At 71.5% G+C, this 15,417-nt stretch carries 15 protein-coding genes; 6 read left to right on the top strand and 9 right to left on the bottom strand.

Going from position 1 to position 15,417, the window contains the following annotated elements; genetic code table 11:
* Positions 1-212: 212 nt before the first annotated feature.
* The 5 genes from AB0I28_RS28195 to AB0I28_RS28175 are packed head-to-tail and all read right to left on the bottom strand — an operon-like array spanning position 213 to position 3,705.
* Entirely contained in the window at positions 213-713 is a 501-nt protein-coding gene (locus AB0I28_RS28195) for a hypothetical protein (protein ID WP_357498299.1), read from the bottom strand.
* Positions 714-749: 36 nt separating this feature from the next.
* Positions 750-1,517 carry a carbon-nitrogen hydrolase family protein gene (locus AB0I28_RS28190; RefSeq protein WP_357498297.1) on the bottom strand — a complete coding sequence of 256 codons (768 nt, stop codon included), beginning with the start codon at positions 1,515-1,517 and terminating at the stop codon, positions 750-752.
* The gene (locus tag AB0I28_RS28185; protein ID WP_357498295.1) at positions 1,490-2,254 is read right to left on the bottom strand and encodes a class I SAM-dependent methyltransferase; all 765 of its coding nucleotides are present in this window, start codon (positions 2,252-2,254) and stop codon (positions 1,490-1,492) included. Before AB0I28_RS28185 ends, AB0I28_RS28190 begins: the two co-directional genes overlap by 28 nt.
* A 36-nt stretch (positions 2,255-2,290) precedes the next feature.
* Positions 2,291-3,052 carry an NAD(P)-binding domain-containing protein gene (locus AB0I28_RS28180; RefSeq protein ID WP_357498293.1) on the bottom strand — a complete coding sequence of 254 codons (762 nt, stop codon included), beginning with the start codon at positions 3,050-3,052 and terminating at the stop codon, positions 2,291-2,293.
* Entirely contained in the window at positions 3,049-3,705 is a 657-nt protein-coding gene (locus tag AB0I28_RS28175) for a GntR family transcriptional regulator (RefSeq protein ID WP_357498292.1), read from the bottom strand. The genes AB0I28_RS28180 and AB0I28_RS28175 overlap by 4 nt, the downstream gene beginning before the upstream one ends.
* Positions 3,706-3,729: 24 nt before the next feature.
* On the opposite strand from AB0I28_RS28175, the gene AB0I28_RS28170 reads away from it, so the two are divergent.
* A complete protein-coding gene (locus tag AB0I28_RS28170; RefSeq protein WP_357498290.1) occupies positions 3,730-4,674 on the top strand; it encodes a pyridoxal-phosphate dependent enzyme in 945 nt (314 codons plus the stop codon).
* A 10-nt stretch (positions 4,675-4,684) separates the two neighbouring features.
* Here the strand turns inward: AB0I28_RS28170 and AB0I28_RS28165 are convergent, their stop codons facing one another.
* Positions 4,685-5,242 (bottom strand): DUF664 domain-containing protein, encoded by a 558-nt coding sequence (locus tag AB0I28_RS28165; RefSeq protein ID WP_357498288.1) that lies wholly within the window; start codon positions 5,240-5,242, stop codon positions 4,685-4,687.
* A gap of 68 nt (positions 5,243-5,310) precedes the next feature.
* On the opposite strand from AB0I28_RS28165, the gene AB0I28_RS28160 reads away from it, so the two are divergent.
* Positions 5,311-6,273 carry a WYL domain-containing protein gene (locus AB0I28_RS28160; RefSeq protein ID WP_357498286.1) on the top strand — a complete coding sequence of 321 codons (963 nt, stop codon included), beginning with the start codon at positions 5,311-5,313 and terminating at the stop codon, positions 6,271-6,273.
* Here AB0I28_RS28160 and AB0I28_RS28155 read toward each other — a convergent pair.
* Positions 6,270-7,505 carry an MFS transporter gene (locus tag AB0I28_RS28155; protein WP_357498284.1) on the bottom strand — a complete coding sequence of 412 codons (1,236 nt, stop codon included), beginning with the start codon at positions 7,503-7,505 and terminating at the stop codon, positions 6,270-6,272. The two genes, AB0I28_RS28160 and AB0I28_RS28155, sit on opposite strands and share 4 nt — an antisense overlap.
* Positions 7,506-7,890: 385 nt before the next feature.
* Here AB0I28_RS28155 and AB0I28_RS28150 point away from each other — a divergent pair, with 385 nt between their 5' ends.
* Entirely contained in the window at positions 7,891-8,466 is a 576-nt protein-coding gene (locus tag AB0I28_RS28150; protein WP_184790613.1) for a hypothetical protein, read from the top strand.
* Here AB0I28_RS28150 and AB0I28_RS28145 read toward each other — a convergent pair whose 3' ends face one another.
* Together AB0I28_RS28145 and AB0I28_RS28140 are read right to left on the bottom strand one after the other, a co-directional pair.
* Positions 8,467-9,015 carry a hypothetical protein gene (locus AB0I28_RS28145; RefSeq protein WP_357498282.1) on the bottom strand — a complete coding sequence of 183 codons (549 nt, stop codon included), beginning with the start codon at positions 9,013-9,015 and terminating at the stop codon, positions 8,467-8,469.
* Between the two features lie 73 nt (positions 9,016-9,088).
* Complete coding sequence (locus tag AB0I28_RS28140; RefSeq protein WP_357498280.1) at positions 9,089-9,742, bottom strand: GNAT family protein; 654 nt, start codon at positions 9,740-9,742, stop codon at positions 9,089-9,091.
* A gap of 294 nt (positions 9,743-10,036) precedes the next feature.
* On the opposite strand from AB0I28_RS28140, the gene AB0I28_RS28135 reads away from it, so the two are divergent.
* The 3 genes from AB0I28_RS28135 to AB0I28_RS28125 all read left to right on the top strand — a co-directional run bounded on the left by AB0I28_RS28135 (position 10,037) and on the right by AB0I28_RS28125 (position 15,189).
* On the top strand, positions 10,037-10,453 hold the full coding sequence (locus AB0I28_RS28135) for a hypothetical protein (RefSeq protein ID WP_357498278.1): 417 nt from the start codon (positions 10,037-10,039) through the stop codon (positions 10,451-10,453).
* Between the two features lie 702 nt (positions 10,454-11,155).
* Positions 11,156-12,988 (top strand): hypothetical protein, encoded by a 1,833-nt coding sequence (locus AB0I28_RS28130; protein ID WP_357498276.1) that lies wholly within the window; start codon positions 11,156-11,158, stop codon positions 12,986-12,988.
* Positions 12,989-13,422: 434 nt separating this feature from the next.
* Entirely contained in the window at positions 13,423-15,189 is a 1,767-nt protein-coding gene (locus AB0I28_RS28125; protein WP_357498274.1) for a hypothetical protein, read from the top strand.
* The last annotated feature ends 228 nt before the right edge of the window (positions 15,190-15,417 follow it).

Raw genomic sequence — 15,417 nt, 5'->3', positions numbered from 1 at the left:
ATGCCCCGCGGGCACGGGAGGCCCGGCCCGCAGCCCAGGCGTAGGACCGGGTCCAGGGACGGAGTCCTTGGCGGGGTTTGGGGCGGAGCCCCAGCAGGGTCCAGGGACGGAGTCCTTGGTGGGGGTCTGGGGGCGAAGCCACCCAGCGGGGGTGCTGGGGGCGGAGCCCTCAGCCGGTTCTAACGCGAGGAACCCGCGGCGGGATCACCGCCTCAAAACCCGCCCCGCCACGCCTCGATCACCACCGCCTTCTCCTCCCGGTAAGTGTCGGGGTCCGACCGCACCCAGTCCTCCCCGCGCCGGATCCGGTGGAACCGGAAGGTTCCACTCGTCACGCCGACGACCACCACACAACGCAGCGGCACCGGCGGATCCAACTCCATCGCCAGACGGCAGACCGCCACCCCGAACGCCGCGCCCTGGCGGAGCAGCACCACCTGCTCGTCCTCGGCGATCGAGGGTTCACTGCCCTCGGAAAACGCCACGGGAACCTCGTCATCCAAGTGGAAGTAGTTGACGAAGCACTCCCAGCCGGTCAGAGTCCCCGACCTCCCCGGCGGCGCCTCCGCCCACCGCGCCCCACCGTTCCAGACCACCACGTCGCCGCGCACCTCGATGCCCTCGGCGACCATGGCGCGCAAACCGGGCGTGAGCCCTTCCTCCGACACCAGCCCACCCGCCGGCCCCAACGCGGCCACGGCTGTCTCACTCATCCGGATGGTCAGCATCCGGCGATGGTCTCAAAGCCTTTACTCGCAAGGAACAGACCCCACCACCACCCCGGCCACCCCCACCGGAACCCGCCCCACGACCACCCCCTGCGGGTCCATGACACTCGTCGGCCCCCACCCCACGCGCGTCTCGTCCCGCTCGCCGGTCACGTCCGCCGACACCAGCCACATCCCCGTCTCCCGCGCGCGTTCGGCGCGGATGGCGTGGTGCCGCTCCTTCCAGTCCAGCGCTGCGGCGCGGGGCATCATGTTCTGCGCCGGCACCAGCAGCAGCCGCGCGCCCTGCGCCGCGATCGGCGCCGCCGCCTCGGGAAACCGGGTGTCGAAGCAGATGTTCACGCCGAACCTGACCCCTCGCAGCACGAACGTGGGGTATTCCTCGCCCTTCGTGAACAGGGCCTCGCCGGGCACCAGGTGCGTCTTGCGATACACCCCCACCAGCTCGCCCCGGCTCACGACGACCGCCGAGTTGAAGTACCGGCCGCCCGACTCCTCGATGACCCCGAACACGAGGGTCTGCTCGATCCGCGCCAGCCGCCGCAGCACACCGGCGAACCGCGCCGACCCCAGCCCGACGGCGTGCTCCCGCACGTGCCGCTCCTCCACCAGATACCCCTGGAGGAAGCACTCCGGGAACAGCAGCAGGTCGGCATCGGCCCGCCCCGCGAACTCCTCGACGCAGCGCAGCGCCCCCTCGACGTCGCCGAGGATCTCCGGCGTCTGGCAGGCGCCGACCCGCAAGCTCGCGCCGAGGCCCGTCACGACCGCCGAAGCCTCAGCACGCACGTCAGCATCGGCAGCGTGAACTCGCCCTCGGCCGTCTCCGGCCGGCTCGCGAGGTAGTCGCGGATACCGCCGAGCGCGGCCGTCCGCTTCTCCTCGCGCATCACCAGCATCCCCGCGCGGGTGGCCAGCGTCGCGACGAGCGAGTCGGCGGTCCGGGTATGCCCGTGCGGGAACTCGGCCAGTTCGGGCGACGAGAACCAGGCGGCCGCGCCGGCGTGCAACGCGGCCGTCTCGCCGCGCCAGGCGTCGGGGGTGTCGCGGGGGCCGATGGCGGCGCTCCCGGCGACTCGCGCGAGCCCGGCGACCCACTCGACACGGTCGTCGAGGACGTTCCACAGCCCGGCGAGGACTCCGCCGACAGCGCTCACCCGGGCCATCTCGGGTCCCGCGACGGCCATGTCGAACCAGTGCATCGCGTTGCCCGCCACGACCGCGTCGACGGAGGCGTCCGGCAGCGGGATCCCCTCCGCATCACCGTTCAGGGCGCGCACGCCGGGCAGCCCGCGGCGCAGCTCGGCGAGCATCTCCTCGTCCGGCTCGACCGCGACAACGTCGGCGCCGACCGCGAGGAGCGACCCGCTCAGCTTCCCGGTCCCGGCCCCGAGGTCGAGGACCCGCGATCCGGGCGCCGGTTCGAGCGCCCACCGCACGGCCGCCGGCGCGTAGTCCGGCCGGTGTTCGGCGTAGGCGAGCGCCGCGGCGCCGAAGGAGGAACGGAGCTGCTCGTCTGCATCCACGCGGCCACGGTACCCATGGGACGACGGGGATTCCACTCAGCGAAGGTCGGCGAGCAGGTCGTCGAGGGCCCGCTCCAGGGCGGCGGCGTTGGCGGCGTCGAACCAGGTCGTGCGGACGCGTTCGTTGTTCCCGCCGGGGGTCTCGTGGTCGGCGGCGAGCTGCCGCAGGGTCCGGGTCCGGTCGCCAAGGGAGCGGCCGACGCCTTCGAAGAGGCTGCGGACATAGCGCTCGGCGCCGCCGGGATCGACGCCGTGGCCGGCGATCCACGACGTGAGGGTCGCGAGGTAGGCGTAGTGGGCGGTGAGCGTCCCGGTGAGCGCGGAGAAGGCGTCGAAGGTCGCCTCGTCGGCGACGGGCAGCACGCCGCCCAGGCTCTCGAAGAGCGCGTCGACGACCGGGTGGGACGGGCAGGTCACGGTGATCGACGCGCGCTCGCGAACGGCGGGCAGGGGGATGGCCCGCACGAGAGGCGCGTCGGTGGCCAGCTGCGCGCGCAGTTCGCGCTCGCCGACGCCGGCCATCACGTTGACGACGATCTTGTCCCCGCCGACGCGCAGGCCCTCCAGCGCCTCGCGCCGGTGCTCGCGGCGGACGGCGACGAAGACGATGTCGGAGCGGTCGACGACCTCTTGGTTGCCGGCGCAGACGCGCGCGGTGTCGTGGCGCTCGGCCAGTTCGGCGGCAGTGCGCGCTCCTCGCGGCGACAGGAACACCTCGGGCGCCTTGCCGGGTCCGCCGCACAGGCCCGCCACGAGGGCGCGGCCGATCTCGCCGACTCCGATGATGCCGATCCTCACTCGCCGCCCCCTGTGTTCAGCCAGTTCAGGACCATTGCGCGCGAGCCCTCCCAGTTGCGGTCGATGTGCCCGGCGGCGGCCGCGAGGTCGCCGGCGTCGAGCGCGGCGAGGATGCGTTCGTGCACCGGCGCGGAGTGGGTCTCGCGGTCGCCGTCGCGCATGTAGGTCAGCTCGTAGCGCGCGACCCGCACGCGCAGGCCGTGGATCATGCCGCGCAGGCTGACGTTCGGGCACGCCGACACGATCGCCTCGTGGAAGGCGGTGTCCAGCCGCCACCGTTCGACGGGGTCGTCGGCGGCGAGCAGTTCGGCGTCGAGGGCTCGCAGCCCGGCGAGGTCGAGGGCGCCCGGCGGCGAGGTCGACACCGCCAGCCGCTCCAGCGCGGCCAGGATCGGGTACAGCTCGGCGGCCTCGGCGGGGCTCAGCGGCCGCAGGCTGAAACCGCGCGCGGGCGTGGAGTCGAGCACGTCCTCGGCCTCCAGTCGCAGCAGCGCCTCCCGCACGGGCGTGCGCGAAACGCCCAGCGAGCGGCTCAGCTCCGCCTCGGTGATCGTCTGCCCCGGCGTGAGTTTCCCGGTCGCCACCAGGTCGACGACCCGCTGGTAGACGGCGGCGCGCAGCGGCGCGGGGCGTTCGATCGGATCGGCTCCCATGCGCACATCGTATACGATGCGCACATGAGTGCCAACGACCTCTCCCTCGACCGCATCGCCCGCGCCGCCACCGTCATCGACCGCAGGTTCCGCGACACGCCCCAGTACACCGACCCCCTGCTCTCGGCCGCGCTGGACCGCCCGGTGCTGGTCAAGGTCGAGACCGCCAACCCGCTGCGCAGCTTCAAAGGACGCGGCGCCGAGTTCCTGGTGCACGAACTGCCGGGCAGGCCGACGATCGTCTGCGCCTCCTCGGGCAACTTCGGCCAGGGCATCGCCTACGCAGGGCGGAGCCGCGGACTGCCGGTGCACGTGTTCTCCACCCGCACCGCCAACCCCGTCAAGCTCGCCAGGCTGCGCGCGCTCGACGCCGCGGTCACCCTGGTCGACGGCGACGGCCACGACGCCAAACAGGCCGCGCGCGACCACGCCCGGCAGCACCCCGGCACCGTGTTCGCCGAGGACGGGAGCGAGCCCGCCATCGCCGAAGGCGCCGGCACGATCGCCGTCGAACTGCTGCGCACCGAGACTCCCGACACCGTCGTGCTCCCCGTCGGCGACGGCAGCCTGATCGCCGGCGTGGCCCGCTGGGTCAAACACGCCGCGCCGACCACGCGGGTCGTGGGAGTCGGCGTCACGGGAGCACCGGCCCTCGCCGACAGCCTCCGCGCCGGCCGCGTCGTCGCCGGAGGGCCCGTCGACACCATCGCCGAGGGCATCGCCATCAGGGTGCCGGTCCCCCGGTCGGTGGAGCGACTGCGCGGCCTGGTCGACGAGATGGTGCTCGTCGAGGACGCCGACCTGCTCGGCGCGATGCGGCTGATCGCCGACACCCTCGGCATCCTGGTCGAACCCGCCGGCGCGGCCGGCATCGCCGCGATCGCGCGCCACGGCCTCGGCGAGCGCCCGGCGACCGTGCTGACCGGCGCCAACCCGCGCCCCGAACTGGCGCGGGCGGCGCTCGCCTGACGGTCGTGCGTCACTGCGGCGGGTCCTCCCCGACCAGCCCGTCGATCGCCTCGCGAAGCAGGTCGGCGTGCCCGACGTGCCGGGCGTACTCGTCGTGCAGGTCGACGATGATCCGGCGCAGGTTCGGCGCGGTGCCGTGCTCGTCGGTGCGGTACTTCGCCGGCTGGTCGAGCCCGCCGTCGGCGAGCGCCTTGGCCATCGCGGCTCGGGAGCGCTCGACGGTGCCTTTCCAGAGGGCGTAGAGCTCCGCGGGGGTGTCGTCGGCGGCGCTGCGCCATGCCCAGTCGGGGTCGGTCGCGGCTTCGGGCGCGTCGAGGGGCGGTCCGGGGGGCTTGCCGGAGAAGTCGAGGGTGTAGAGCTCCTCGACGAGCGCGAGGTGTTTGAGCAGGCCGGCGAGGGTGAGCGTGGAGGGCGGCTGCGTGCGGCGGAGGGCGTCGGCGTCGAGGCCGCCGCTCTTCCAGGCGAACTGGGCGCGGGAGCGGTCGAGGGCGAACAGCAGCATCTCGGTCTCGCCGGCGGTCATGGACGGTTCGTCGATGTGGGTGCTCAAGGCCGTGTCATCGGTCATGGGGTGGACTCTAGGATCGGTTCCGGACGTTCCGCGACCGGTTCTGCGAGCGCGGAGAGAGGAGTGCCGTGGAATCCGGTCTGAGCCCCACCGCGCGGGCGCTGCTGACGCTCGAACTCGTGCAGGGCGATCCGGGCATCACCGCCGACCGCCTCGCCGCCAAGCTCGGCGTCTCCGAGCGCGCGGCCCGCCGCTACGTCGGGATCCTGCGCGAGGCGGGCATCCCGATCGAGTCGGTCCGGGGCCCCTACGGCGGCTACCGCGTCGGGCGAGGGCTGCGGCTGCCGCCGCTGACCTTCGGCGCGGCCGAGGCCCTCGGACTGGTCATGGCGGTCCTCGACGGCCATCACGACGCCGGTGACGCCACGAGCCTCGTCGGCGGGGCCCTGGCCAAGATCGTGCGAGCCCTCCCCGAGCCGGTCGCCGCGCAGGCCGAGGCCGTCCGGCGCTCGACAGCGCCCGCACCCGACCGCTCCGCCGCGCGTCCCGACCCCACGACCACGACCTCGCTGGTCCACGCCTGCTCGCAGTGCAGACGCGTCCGCGTGCGGTACCGCTCGGAGGCCGGGTCCGAATGGGACGCCGAGGTCGACCCGTGGGCCGTGATCGTGCGGCACGGGCGCTGGTACCTGCTGTGCTGGTCGCACACCTCCGACGGCCGCCGCGCCTACCGCGTCGACCGGATCCACGCCGTCGAGCTGCTCGCCGAGGGCTTCGAGCCCCCGGCCGAGCTCGATCCGGTCGCGGTCCTGGAGGAGCACCTGTCGGTGGGCTGGGAGTACACCGCCGAGGTGATCGTCGAGGCGCCGCTGGAGGCGGTGTCCCGGTACATCCCGCGCTCTCTGGGACGACTCGAAGCGCTCGACGACGGCACGTGCCGGCTGACCGGGACGACCAGCAATCCGTGGTGGTACGCCGGGCGCCTCACCGCGCTTCCGGCGCCGTTTCGGATCCTCGGCGGGCCCGAGATCCGCCGCACCGCCCGCGCTCTCGGGCGGCGACTGCTCGACGCGGCGGGGGACGAGCCCTAACCGGCGGGCGCGGGCTCGTTCGACATCGTCGACAGCCCGCGCACCGACGGCCACGCCAGCGGCACCAGCGCCGCGACGAAGAACAGGGCGCCGCCGATGATCGCGACGGACTTCTCGCCCGCGGCGGACACGGCCGGGCCCACCAGGAGCTGGCCGATCGGGATCGCCACGAAGGAGCCGAGGGCGTCGTAGGACGTCACCCGCGACAGGACGTTCTCCGGGATGTGCTGCTGAATCGAGGTCGCCCACGCGATGGCGAAGACCTCCATCCCGAGGCCCCCGATGAACGCGCCGACCGAGAGCCACAGGATCGAGGGCTCGAAGCCGAGCACGAAGAGCGGCACGGCGGCGAAGGAGATCGACACCAGCCCGAGCGCCAGCAGCCGCCTGACGACCAGGCGGTACATGACGATGCTCATGACCAGCAGGCCGGCGGCGTGCACGCTGAGCACCAGTCCCCAGCCCTGCGAGCCGATCGTGCGCTCGGCGATGCGCGGGCCGAGCACCGACCACACCGCGACCGAGACGCAGTTGATGATCCCGAAGGAGGCCACCACCGTCCAGACCCAGCTGCGGGAACGAAACTCCCGCCAGCCTTCGCGCAAGTCGGCCCAGGTGCCCGAACCGGTCTTGCGCAAGGTCTTCGGCAGACGCACGCGGGTCAGGCAGAAGGCGGCGACGAAATAGGTCGCCGCGTCGATCGCGATGGCCCAGCCGCCCCCGACGCCGGCGACGAGCAGGCCCGCGACGGCCGGGCCGGCGACGGTCACGGCGTTGCGGGAGGAGCCGAGCAGCGAGTTCGCGCGCTGCGCCTGGGATTTGGCGACGATCTCGGGGACGATGCCCATCATCGCCGGGAGCGTCAGCGCGGCCGAGGCGCCGTTGACGAACTCCAGGGCCATGATCGCCGGCAGGTGGTAGGAGTCGGTGAGGAAGAGGACGGCCACGGCGCCCTGCGCGACGCCGGCGCCGAGGTTGGCGCACAGCAGGACGACGCGGCGCGGGAAGCGGTCGGCGATGACCCCGCCGAACAGCAGGAACACCACCAGCGGCACGCTCTCGGCGGCGAGCACCAGGCCGAGGTCGTCGGGGCGGCCCTCCTGGAGGACGGCGAAGGCGAGGGCGACCGAGACCATCGAGGTGCCCAGCAGGGACACGACGCGGCCGGTGAAGAACCAGCGGAAGGCCGGCAGCGCCCAGGGCGAGGCGCCGGAGTTGATCTCGGGGGGCATGGCGCAGGAGTCTAGGGCTTGTCCGGTCAGCCCTGCGGAGACCCACCGGACAAGCCCTGGGTGCAGGTGAGCGGCACCGCGAACGATCCTGTCGGGCCCGCGGGTGAGGGTCCCGGAACTTTCCGTCCACGATGGACTCGGTTTGCCTCTGAAACCTGCCTATGCTGTATTCACGCCCCAGAAAGACCGCATGCCGAAGTCCATCACGCATCGTCACGAGCGTCCCGGCCGGATCCTCATCACGGAAAAGACCGGACGAACACGCAAGTGACCGCAGGGACTACGACTCACTGAATACAAGCGGCAGAACACCCAACCGTACGGTTGACGTATCCTGCCCGGCTGGGGCATCTGTCACTGTTCGTGGTCATGCGAGGATTGTCGGGTGCACGACGAGAAGTTCACCGTTCGCTCACCGATACCGCTGGTGCCAAGTCCCGCGGTGTCGGTCGACGAGCTGCGCGGAGAGCGCGTGATCGTCGGCAGCCCCGGATCCGGCTGGCGCTACGACCTGCGCGCCGACGACAAGGTCTTCCGCGGCGACCAGGCCTTCGTGCCGATCCTCACCGAGGCGGACTTCTACCGCGCCGAGGACGAGGGCGTCGAGGTCTTCGCGCCGCTGGTGCCCATCGAACGCGTCTGGATCGAGCAGCCCGGCTTCCCCGAGAACAAGATCATCCACGACATCGGCACGGTCCTCGATCGCCTGGTGCGCCTGGAGACCCCGCCGATACGGCGCCCGATGCCGGCCAGCGAGGTCGCCGGCCTCAACGGCCGCAGGCTCGCCCAGTCCATTCCGGACGGTGAGCGGCGCGGCCTGCGTGCGGCCAGCGAACCCTACGAAGACCGCGGCGACATCTGCCTGCGGGTCTGCGAGGAGGCCGCGTGGTACCGGTGGTCGCGCACGGGCGAGACACCGCGCACGGAGAAGGTGGAGATCCACCTGCTCTGGGTGGAGTAGTCAGGAACCGCTGGGCACCGGTCGCGGGATCTCGGTGCGGTTGTAGCCGCAGATCCACCAGCCGCCGTCCTCGAACAACGACAGCTCCCAGTCCCAGCCGATCACCGCGCCGAAGTCGACCGTCATGCGCACGACGGCGCGGCCGTCGGCGTCGCTGACGGCGTTCTTGGTGAGCTTGGGCGGCTCGGGACCGTACTGCGTCTCCAGGGCGGCCCACTCGGCGCGCAGCGCGACCGGGTCCGGGAGCCCTTGCGCGCCACAGCTTCCCTCGGGCGCCTCCTTGACGAAGGCCTGCGTCGGATCGACGTCGCCGCGCCCGTACGCCTGGCCGAAGAAGGCGCGGGCGGTGGCCTCCGGGTCGGCGTTGGTGCCCTGGCGGGCGTCGTCCTCGGTCAGCGCCGGAACCTGCATCACCACCCAGCCGATCGCGGCGAGCACGACCCAGACCGCGATCCAGGCCCCGGCCAGCGATCCGACGCGTTTCCAGTTGCGAGGCGGGTCGGCGTAGGGGTCGCCCGGGTCGGCGGGGCGGGTCGCGGTGGTGGCCATCACCCGCCCATAATCCCCTACTTCCCCCGGGTCCGCGCAACCCGACACGTGCCGGTGTCCACACGGGACGGTCTCAGCCGGTCACGCCGAAGAGGGAGAGGCAGGGTTCGACGCCGCTGATCTCGACCGGCGGCAGGGTCGCGGCGGTCTTCTCCCAGTCCTCGCGCGAAAGGCGCATCCGCTGGGAGACGATCGTCTCGCCGTCGCGGTTGTCGCGTGAGAGGCCGTCGCGCCGGTAGCCGAGTTTGAGGGAGACGCCCATCGAGGGCTCGTTGTCGAGGAAGGCCATCGTGGTGGCGTACTCGCCGCCGAGGTGGCCGAAGACGAGGTGGAGGGCGGCGGCGCGCATCTCGGTGCCGTAGCCGCGACGGTGGTGCTCCTTGCCGAGCCAGGAGCCGCTGGTGATCTCGCGCAGGACCGCGAAGTCCTTGGCGCGCACGTCCTGGCAGCCGATCGGGCGGCCGTCGGCGAAGGCGACGAGTTCGAGCTGCCAGGAGTCGGGCCGCCAGGAGCCCAGGCGGGCCCAGTGGCGTTGGACGACGCCGCGGGCGACCTCCTCGGGCGGCATGGAGGTCCACTCGGTCAGGAAGGGGCGTACGCCGGGTTCGTGGACGCCGGCGGCGGCGACGTCGGCCAGCTCGGCGAGTTCGTTCTCGTCGGGGAGGCGCAGTTCGAGGCGTTCGGTGCGCACGGTGAGGCCGCGCAGGGGCCAGTGTCGATTCAGCATCACGCGGATTATCACCGTCGGCGCATCACGGCGCACCGGGTTATCGCGCGCGGTGGGGGCGAAAGTCCCTGTCGAAGGCGCGGGTCGCGGCCCTAGCCTGGGTCTCCCGACGGTTCGGAACGCTCGGGAACCGGCGCGTGGGGGCGCCGACGCGCGATCGAGTGCGAATTTCGTGTCTCGATGCCCGGTGGAGTACTCATGTACGCAACGACGTCTGCTTGCCAACGCATGTTGATGCGTTCGTCGCACAGCATGTCCGTTAGCCGGGGCCTTCTCTGTCCTAATCTGGCGACCATGATGTACATCGTCGATGTTCGTCTCCGCCAACCCGCCGGGACGCCACCCCTCGACGTGCCCCAGCAACATGGGGTGGCCCGCATCCTGCACGCTCCCCTCCGGCGGTATCTCGACCGCGAACACCAGCTGCTGACCGAGCGAAGGCCTCGTCCACTCCTGCGAATACGCCCGCACCCCAACGGGGTGCACCTGTTGATGCACATCCACGCGCCCTCGCGCGCCGAGGCCGAGGACCGCGCCTTTGCGATCGCCACCCTGGCGGTCGCCGAGGGGATGCTGCTGCTGGACTGGGACATCTCGTGCAGCCGGGTGCAACCGCGGCAGACGCGGTCGTGGCACTGCCCGACACCGCATTTATGCACCGATGATTCCTCGCCGGGCGGATATTCCTCTGTGCAATTAAATGACGGTTAGCGACCGGTATCGGCGACGCCAGGATATCGCCTCGAACGCGCTCTTCGGGTTACCGGTGCGCAATCGTCGTGCCCGCATTTCCGAGCCGACCGGATGCTATGAGTTTGGTCCGAATTCAGGCAATATTTCTGACGGGTACCCGACAGTTCAGCCCAACCGTGCGCCAAGATCGGTGATTCTGGGCCACGGTGCGATCACGGTTCGTCCGTGAGGGGGCGGCGCCCGGATGCCTTCTTTCCCGGTCGCCGCCTCTACCTTGGGGATCTTTCCCGGCGACGCCGTACGCATTCTCCGACGCGACGCCGACCACCATTGTCGCGGCGGCCGAAATCGCGACAGCGACACGCCGATGCGACCCCCACTGCGCCCATTGAGAATTTCACCGACCGAGCGAGGCCCATGACCACGCCGACGCGGCCGCCCCGCCGCGACTTTCCCAAGGCAGGACACCGCACCCCACCCGCGACGGCCTTCCCGACCACCGAGTGAGCGGACCGTTCCCGACCCCCGCAAACGGGAACGCATTGTGTCGAAGACCCCCCGAACACGTGACCGCCCGATAAACGCAAGTTGCGTTCGTAGGTCACAAGATCGTCACGACGAAATGCATTCACGCAGCTCAATCCGGTGAAGCGCGTCAAATCCATCGAACAGCGCCTATCGCGGACGCTGTTACGACTCGGCGCCCGTTACGGTATGGGAATGCGTTACCCGGTCGAGGTGCGGCTGTCCCAGCCCCAGGCGCGCCCCCGCATGGATTCGTTGCAGCAGGTCGGCGCCGAATCCCTGCTGCGCTTGAACCTGTGGCAGCTCATGACGACCGAGGGACTCACCGGCAAAGGCACCGACGGTGAACTTCACATCACCGACCTCCACGTGTGCACCAAACCCGCCGGCGCCCACGTCATCGTGCCTCTCGACACCCTCAGCCTCACCGAGGCCGAGCGCCTCACCGCGACCATGGTCCGGCACACCCTCGACGCCTCGGTCCTGCTCGCCGACTGGGAGATCGTCCACTGCGGCGTGAAACTCGACGAGACCCTGCTGGGCGCCGCGCCCGAACGACCCGACTGCGGCGGCAGCCCGCTCAGCGTCGAACCGGCCCCGCCGGAGCGCCCGCCGACACCGCCGGACGTCATGCGCCAGCGACTGGTGGTCGCCTCGCTGCGCCCATCGCCGTTCCCCCTGCACGCCTTCGGCTTCGATCCGGCCGATCCGTCCGGTGTGGACGAGTCGACGGCCCGGCTGGCGGCCGGGGCGATCCAGGACATCGCCTTCCGGGCCACCAGACACGTCCTGCGCGACCATCGCTCGCTGAGCCTCAGCAGGCTCGCCGACCTCGACGAGATGGGCGTCTACGGCCTTCTCCCGGCCGCCTACCGCCGTCGCTACGACGCGTCCTTCAGCAACTGGATGGTCATCACCGTCATCGACATGGCCGGGCGCCTCGGCCGTCTCGAATGGACCCCGCCGGCCAACCTCGCCGAGGCCCTCGCGCTGCACATCATCATCGCCACGGCCCAGCGCAAGATCCTGCACGAGAAGCTGACGGCAGAGGCGCGCGTCGAACCGGCCTTCCGCGCCCTGCGCGCGTTCGCCTTCGACAACGACGACCACGAGCGGCTCTACACCTCCGCCGGAGACGAGGGCCTCGACCCGGTCTTCGAGCACATGGACGTGGCGCCCGGCGGGCTCGTCAGCTGGTTCGCGCCCGGCCGCTACGGCCACCCGTACTTCATCGCCCAGCTCGGCGACCGGCCCACCGTCTTCGACGAGGCAGCCGACAACGACGACGACTACAACGACGCCCAGTTGCGCGCCGAACTCGACCTCGATCCCGCGAACCTGTTCACGCTCACCGATCTGGCCGCCGTCGGCATCGTGGAGGGCACCTGGCAGGCGACCTCGCCGGCCGTGCAGCCCGAGGTCCCCATCAGCAAGGGCGACCTGTGGCGGGTCCTGTGCTACCACCGGCACTCCGCGCAGCGCTGGTTTCGCAGCTGGTGCGCCAAACTCGGCCTCGACGCGAACTCGACGGTCGCCGACCTCGCCGCGGTCCACGGCGGCGACCTTCGCGAGCCGCTGCAGGCCTTCGGCGGCTGGCTCACCGACCCCACCCGGTCCCTCCCCAGTGGACACACGATCGGGCAGCTCGCCGGCACCTCCCACGGCGTCTTCTGTGACATCGTCGCGCACAACCTCTCGACGATCGTCGAGCACAACCGCTCGGGCGGCCTGCGGCACGGCCTGCTCGTCGCCGCGGCGCGCGGTGGACTGTCCCGCAACCGCTACGGCACCCCCGGCTGGCCGTCCACAGTGGATCTCGTGGCGCCGATGCTGACCGAGCCCAACCATCCCGACTGGGGCCCGCACGCCGCCGCCCACGGCGGCATCGCCGCACTGCTGCCGGTCTACGCCGACAACGAGTTCAGCGTCGTGCGCGACACGCTGACCGCCAAGCCCTGGCGGGTCGACTCGGCGACCGCCGACTGCGTGGTCACGGCGCTGCTGACCAAGCTCGCCGCCACGCACTAGGGCTTGTCCGGTGGGTCTTGTGGATGCGAGGCGGAGCTCATTTTTCTTCTGGCCAGACGTTTTGCGGCCCTAGGGCGTGTCCTGGTGGTCTTGTGGGTGCGAGGCGGGGCTCGTTTTTCTTCTGGCAAGCCGTTCTTTCGCCCTGGTACCGGTGTTGTACCTGGGCGAAGGAACGGTGCCGCCAGGGGGAGAACGAGTCCGCCGCAGCCCCGCAGTGATCACCCGGACACGCCCTAGTACCGGTGTTGTACTCGGGCCGTGAAACGGCGCCGCCAGAAGGAGAATGAGCCCGCCGCAGCCCCGCGGTGATCCACCGGACACGCCCTGAACCCGGTTCAGCGGTCAAGGGTCCGGCCTCGCGCCGGGCGTCACGATAGGCGGCCCGCGGCGTTAGACAGGGTGTCCGCCATCGCGACTCGAAGGACGTGGCGTTCATGGACTACGCCCTGCACGTGCACCTCTCCCCACCGGACGGCCGGGCCCGGCTCACCCCCCTCGAATGCGAGGGCGCGCACAGACTCCTGCGCGAGGGCCTGGAGCACTGCCTGTCCGCCGACCGCGATCCGGGCGGCGGACTGGAGATCAGCGTCGAGCCCTATGTCACCCACATCGACGTGCGCCTGGTCGCGGGCTCCCTCGCCGGAGCCGAGGCCTGTCTGCAACGCGGTGTCGCGCAGGCCCTCGAACGCTCCCGGCTGCTCACCGACTGGCACGTCTCCAGCTGCGAGGTCACCCTCGATCCCGGCCTCGACGAGGCCCTCGGCTTCGACGACGAGCCCGAGGTCGAGCGCTACTCCGCCTTCGTCACCGACGGGCCGGCCGCCCGGCTGCGCGCCGAAGCCGCCAAGGTCACCGCCTTCGGGCCCGAGATCTTCGGCCCCGACACCGATCCCGACGACTCCGCCCTGGTCGCCGGGGCGCTGATCGGCTCCGCCGAGCTGTTCATCGACATCCTCTGCGAGGACCTGTCGATCCTGGTCCGCGCCGGCCGCAGACCCGTCGACACCGGCCAGCTCTACGTCCTGTCGCTGCTGCCGGAGCACTACCGGCACCGCTACGACCTGGACTTCGCGCGCTCGTTCCTGGCCGCCGCCATGAAGGTCACCGACCGGCTGGCGGCCCAGGAGTGGACTCCGCCGGGCTCGCTGGCCGAGGCGCTGGCGCTCAGCCTGATGATCGAGAGCAGCGAGGAGGTGCTGCGGCCGCTGGAGTCGGTGCCCTTCGCGCGACTGCGCCCGCTGCTGGCGACCCTGCGGTTTCGGCTGCTGTCCGACCTCGACCACGAGACGCTCTACGAGATCCCCGAAGGCCACGACGGCGATCCGGTCTTCGCGCACCTTCGGCTCAGCCGGGGCGTCCGCGACTGGTTCTCGCCGCGCACCGGTGGCACGGTCCACCCCTACCGTCAGCTGCCCGAGGTCTACGCCCCGCACGAGCACGACGCCGACTGCGCACCGCCGGAGGAGGAGGTGCGCCGGGTGCTCAACGAGAAGGTCGGCATCGACCCGGACCGTCTGTCCGATGTGCTCAATCTGGCCGCGATCGGCCTCACCGACGCGATGTGGACGCACGGCCCGGCGATGCGCTGGTACGCCCAGCGGCGGCTCACCGACGGCGAACTGCTCCGCACGACGATGCACACCGCCCACCACATCCGGGAGGCGCTGCACGGCTGGCGGGCGGAGCTGGGGCTGTCCCGGACGGCGACGACGGCGCGCCTGGCGTCGCTGGCGCCCGAGGCGGGTCGCTTCGTGTCCCGGATCGGCTGCTGGCTCACCGATCCCCACCGTCTGTTGTCCACTGGGGACACGCTCGGCTTCGTGGCCGCCGCCGACCACGACGAGGCCGTCGACCACGTCGCGGGGGTTCTGGGCGGCTTCCTGCGCCAGGTCGACGATCTGGGACTGGCCAGGACGCTGCTGACCACGGCCATGCAGTCGGGGCTGACCCGCTACCACTGGTGGGGGGCGCCGGGGTGGCCCGAGCAGGTCGACCGCATCCTCGCCCTCGTCGGCGATCCCGGGCGGCGCGAATGGGGCCCCGACGGCCGGCTCACCTCGGGTCTGCCGCCCCGGCCGTCGCTTCTGGACAGTGAGGTGACCCGGGTGGCGCTGCTGCACCGGCCCTGGACCCTCGGTCCGGAGGCGGCCGAGTGGTGCGCCCGCGCGGCGCACCTCGCCGATCCCGAGGACGGGCTGTAGACGCGACCGGCCCCCGACACGACTGTGGCGGGCGCCCGGTCTGATCTCTCAGACCGGACGCCCGCCGCCCCCTGCCCTGTCGGTGTGTTCGTCACTCCCCAGGGACGTTCGTATCAGCGAAACGCGTCGCTCGTGTTAGCTGGCGTAGGGGTTGATGGGGGTTCCGGGGACGGTGCCGGGGCCGTCGGCCACCGAAGCGTCGCCGTAGGTCACCTGGTCGAGGGAACC

The organism is Phytomonospora sp. NPDC050363 (assembly GCF_040655735.1).
Classification (GTDB): domain Bacteria; phylum Actinomycetota; class Actinomycetes; order Mycobacteriales; family Micromonosporaceae; genus Phytomonospora.
The sequence above is the reverse complement of the archived record's forward strand: the minus strand, read 5'-3'. Positions and strand labels throughout refer to the sequence as shown.

Bases quoted from the DNA above. Each gene is read 5' to 3' on its own strand.
- AB0I28_RS28195 (WP_357498299.1), bottom strand. From the start codon at position 713: ATGAGTGAGACAGCCGTGGCCGCGTTGGGGCCGGCGGGTGGGCTGGTG.
- AB0I28_RS28175 (WP_357498292.1), bottom strand. From the start codon at position 3,705: ATGGGAGCCGATCCGATCGAACGCCCCGCGCCGCTGCGCGCCGCCGTC.
- AB0I28_RS28170 (WP_357498290.1), top strand. From the start codon at position 3,730: ATGAGTGCCAACGACCTCTCCCTCGACCGCATCGCCCGCGCCGCCACC.
- AB0I28_RS28165 (WP_357498288.1), bottom strand. From the start codon at position 5,242: ATGACCGATGACACGGCCTTGAGCACCCACATCGACGAACCGTCCATG.
- AB0I28_RS28155 (WP_357498284.1), bottom strand. From the start codon at position 7,505: ATGCCCCCCGAGATCAACTCCGGCGCCTCGCCCTGGGCGCTGCCGGCC.
- AB0I28_RS28145 (WP_357498282.1), bottom strand. From the start codon at position 9,015: ATGGCCACCACCGCGACCCGCCCCGCCGACCCGGGCGACCCCTACGCC.
- AB0I28_RS28140 (WP_357498280.1), bottom strand. From the start codon at position 9,742: ATGCTGAATCGACACTGGCCCCTGCGCGGCCTCACCGTGCGCACCGAA.
- AB0I28_RS28135 (WP_357498278.1), top strand. From the start codon at position 10,037: ATGATGTACATCGTCGATGTTCGTCTCCGCCAACCCGCCGGGACGCCA.
- AB0I28_RS28130 (WP_357498276.1), top strand. From the start codon at position 11,156: ATGCGTTACCCGGTCGAGGTGCGGCTGTCCCAGCCCCAGGCGCGCCCC.
- AB0I28_RS28125 (WP_357498274.1), top strand. From the start codon at position 13,423: ATGGACTACGCCCTGCACGTGCACCTCTCCCCACCGGACGGCCGGGCC.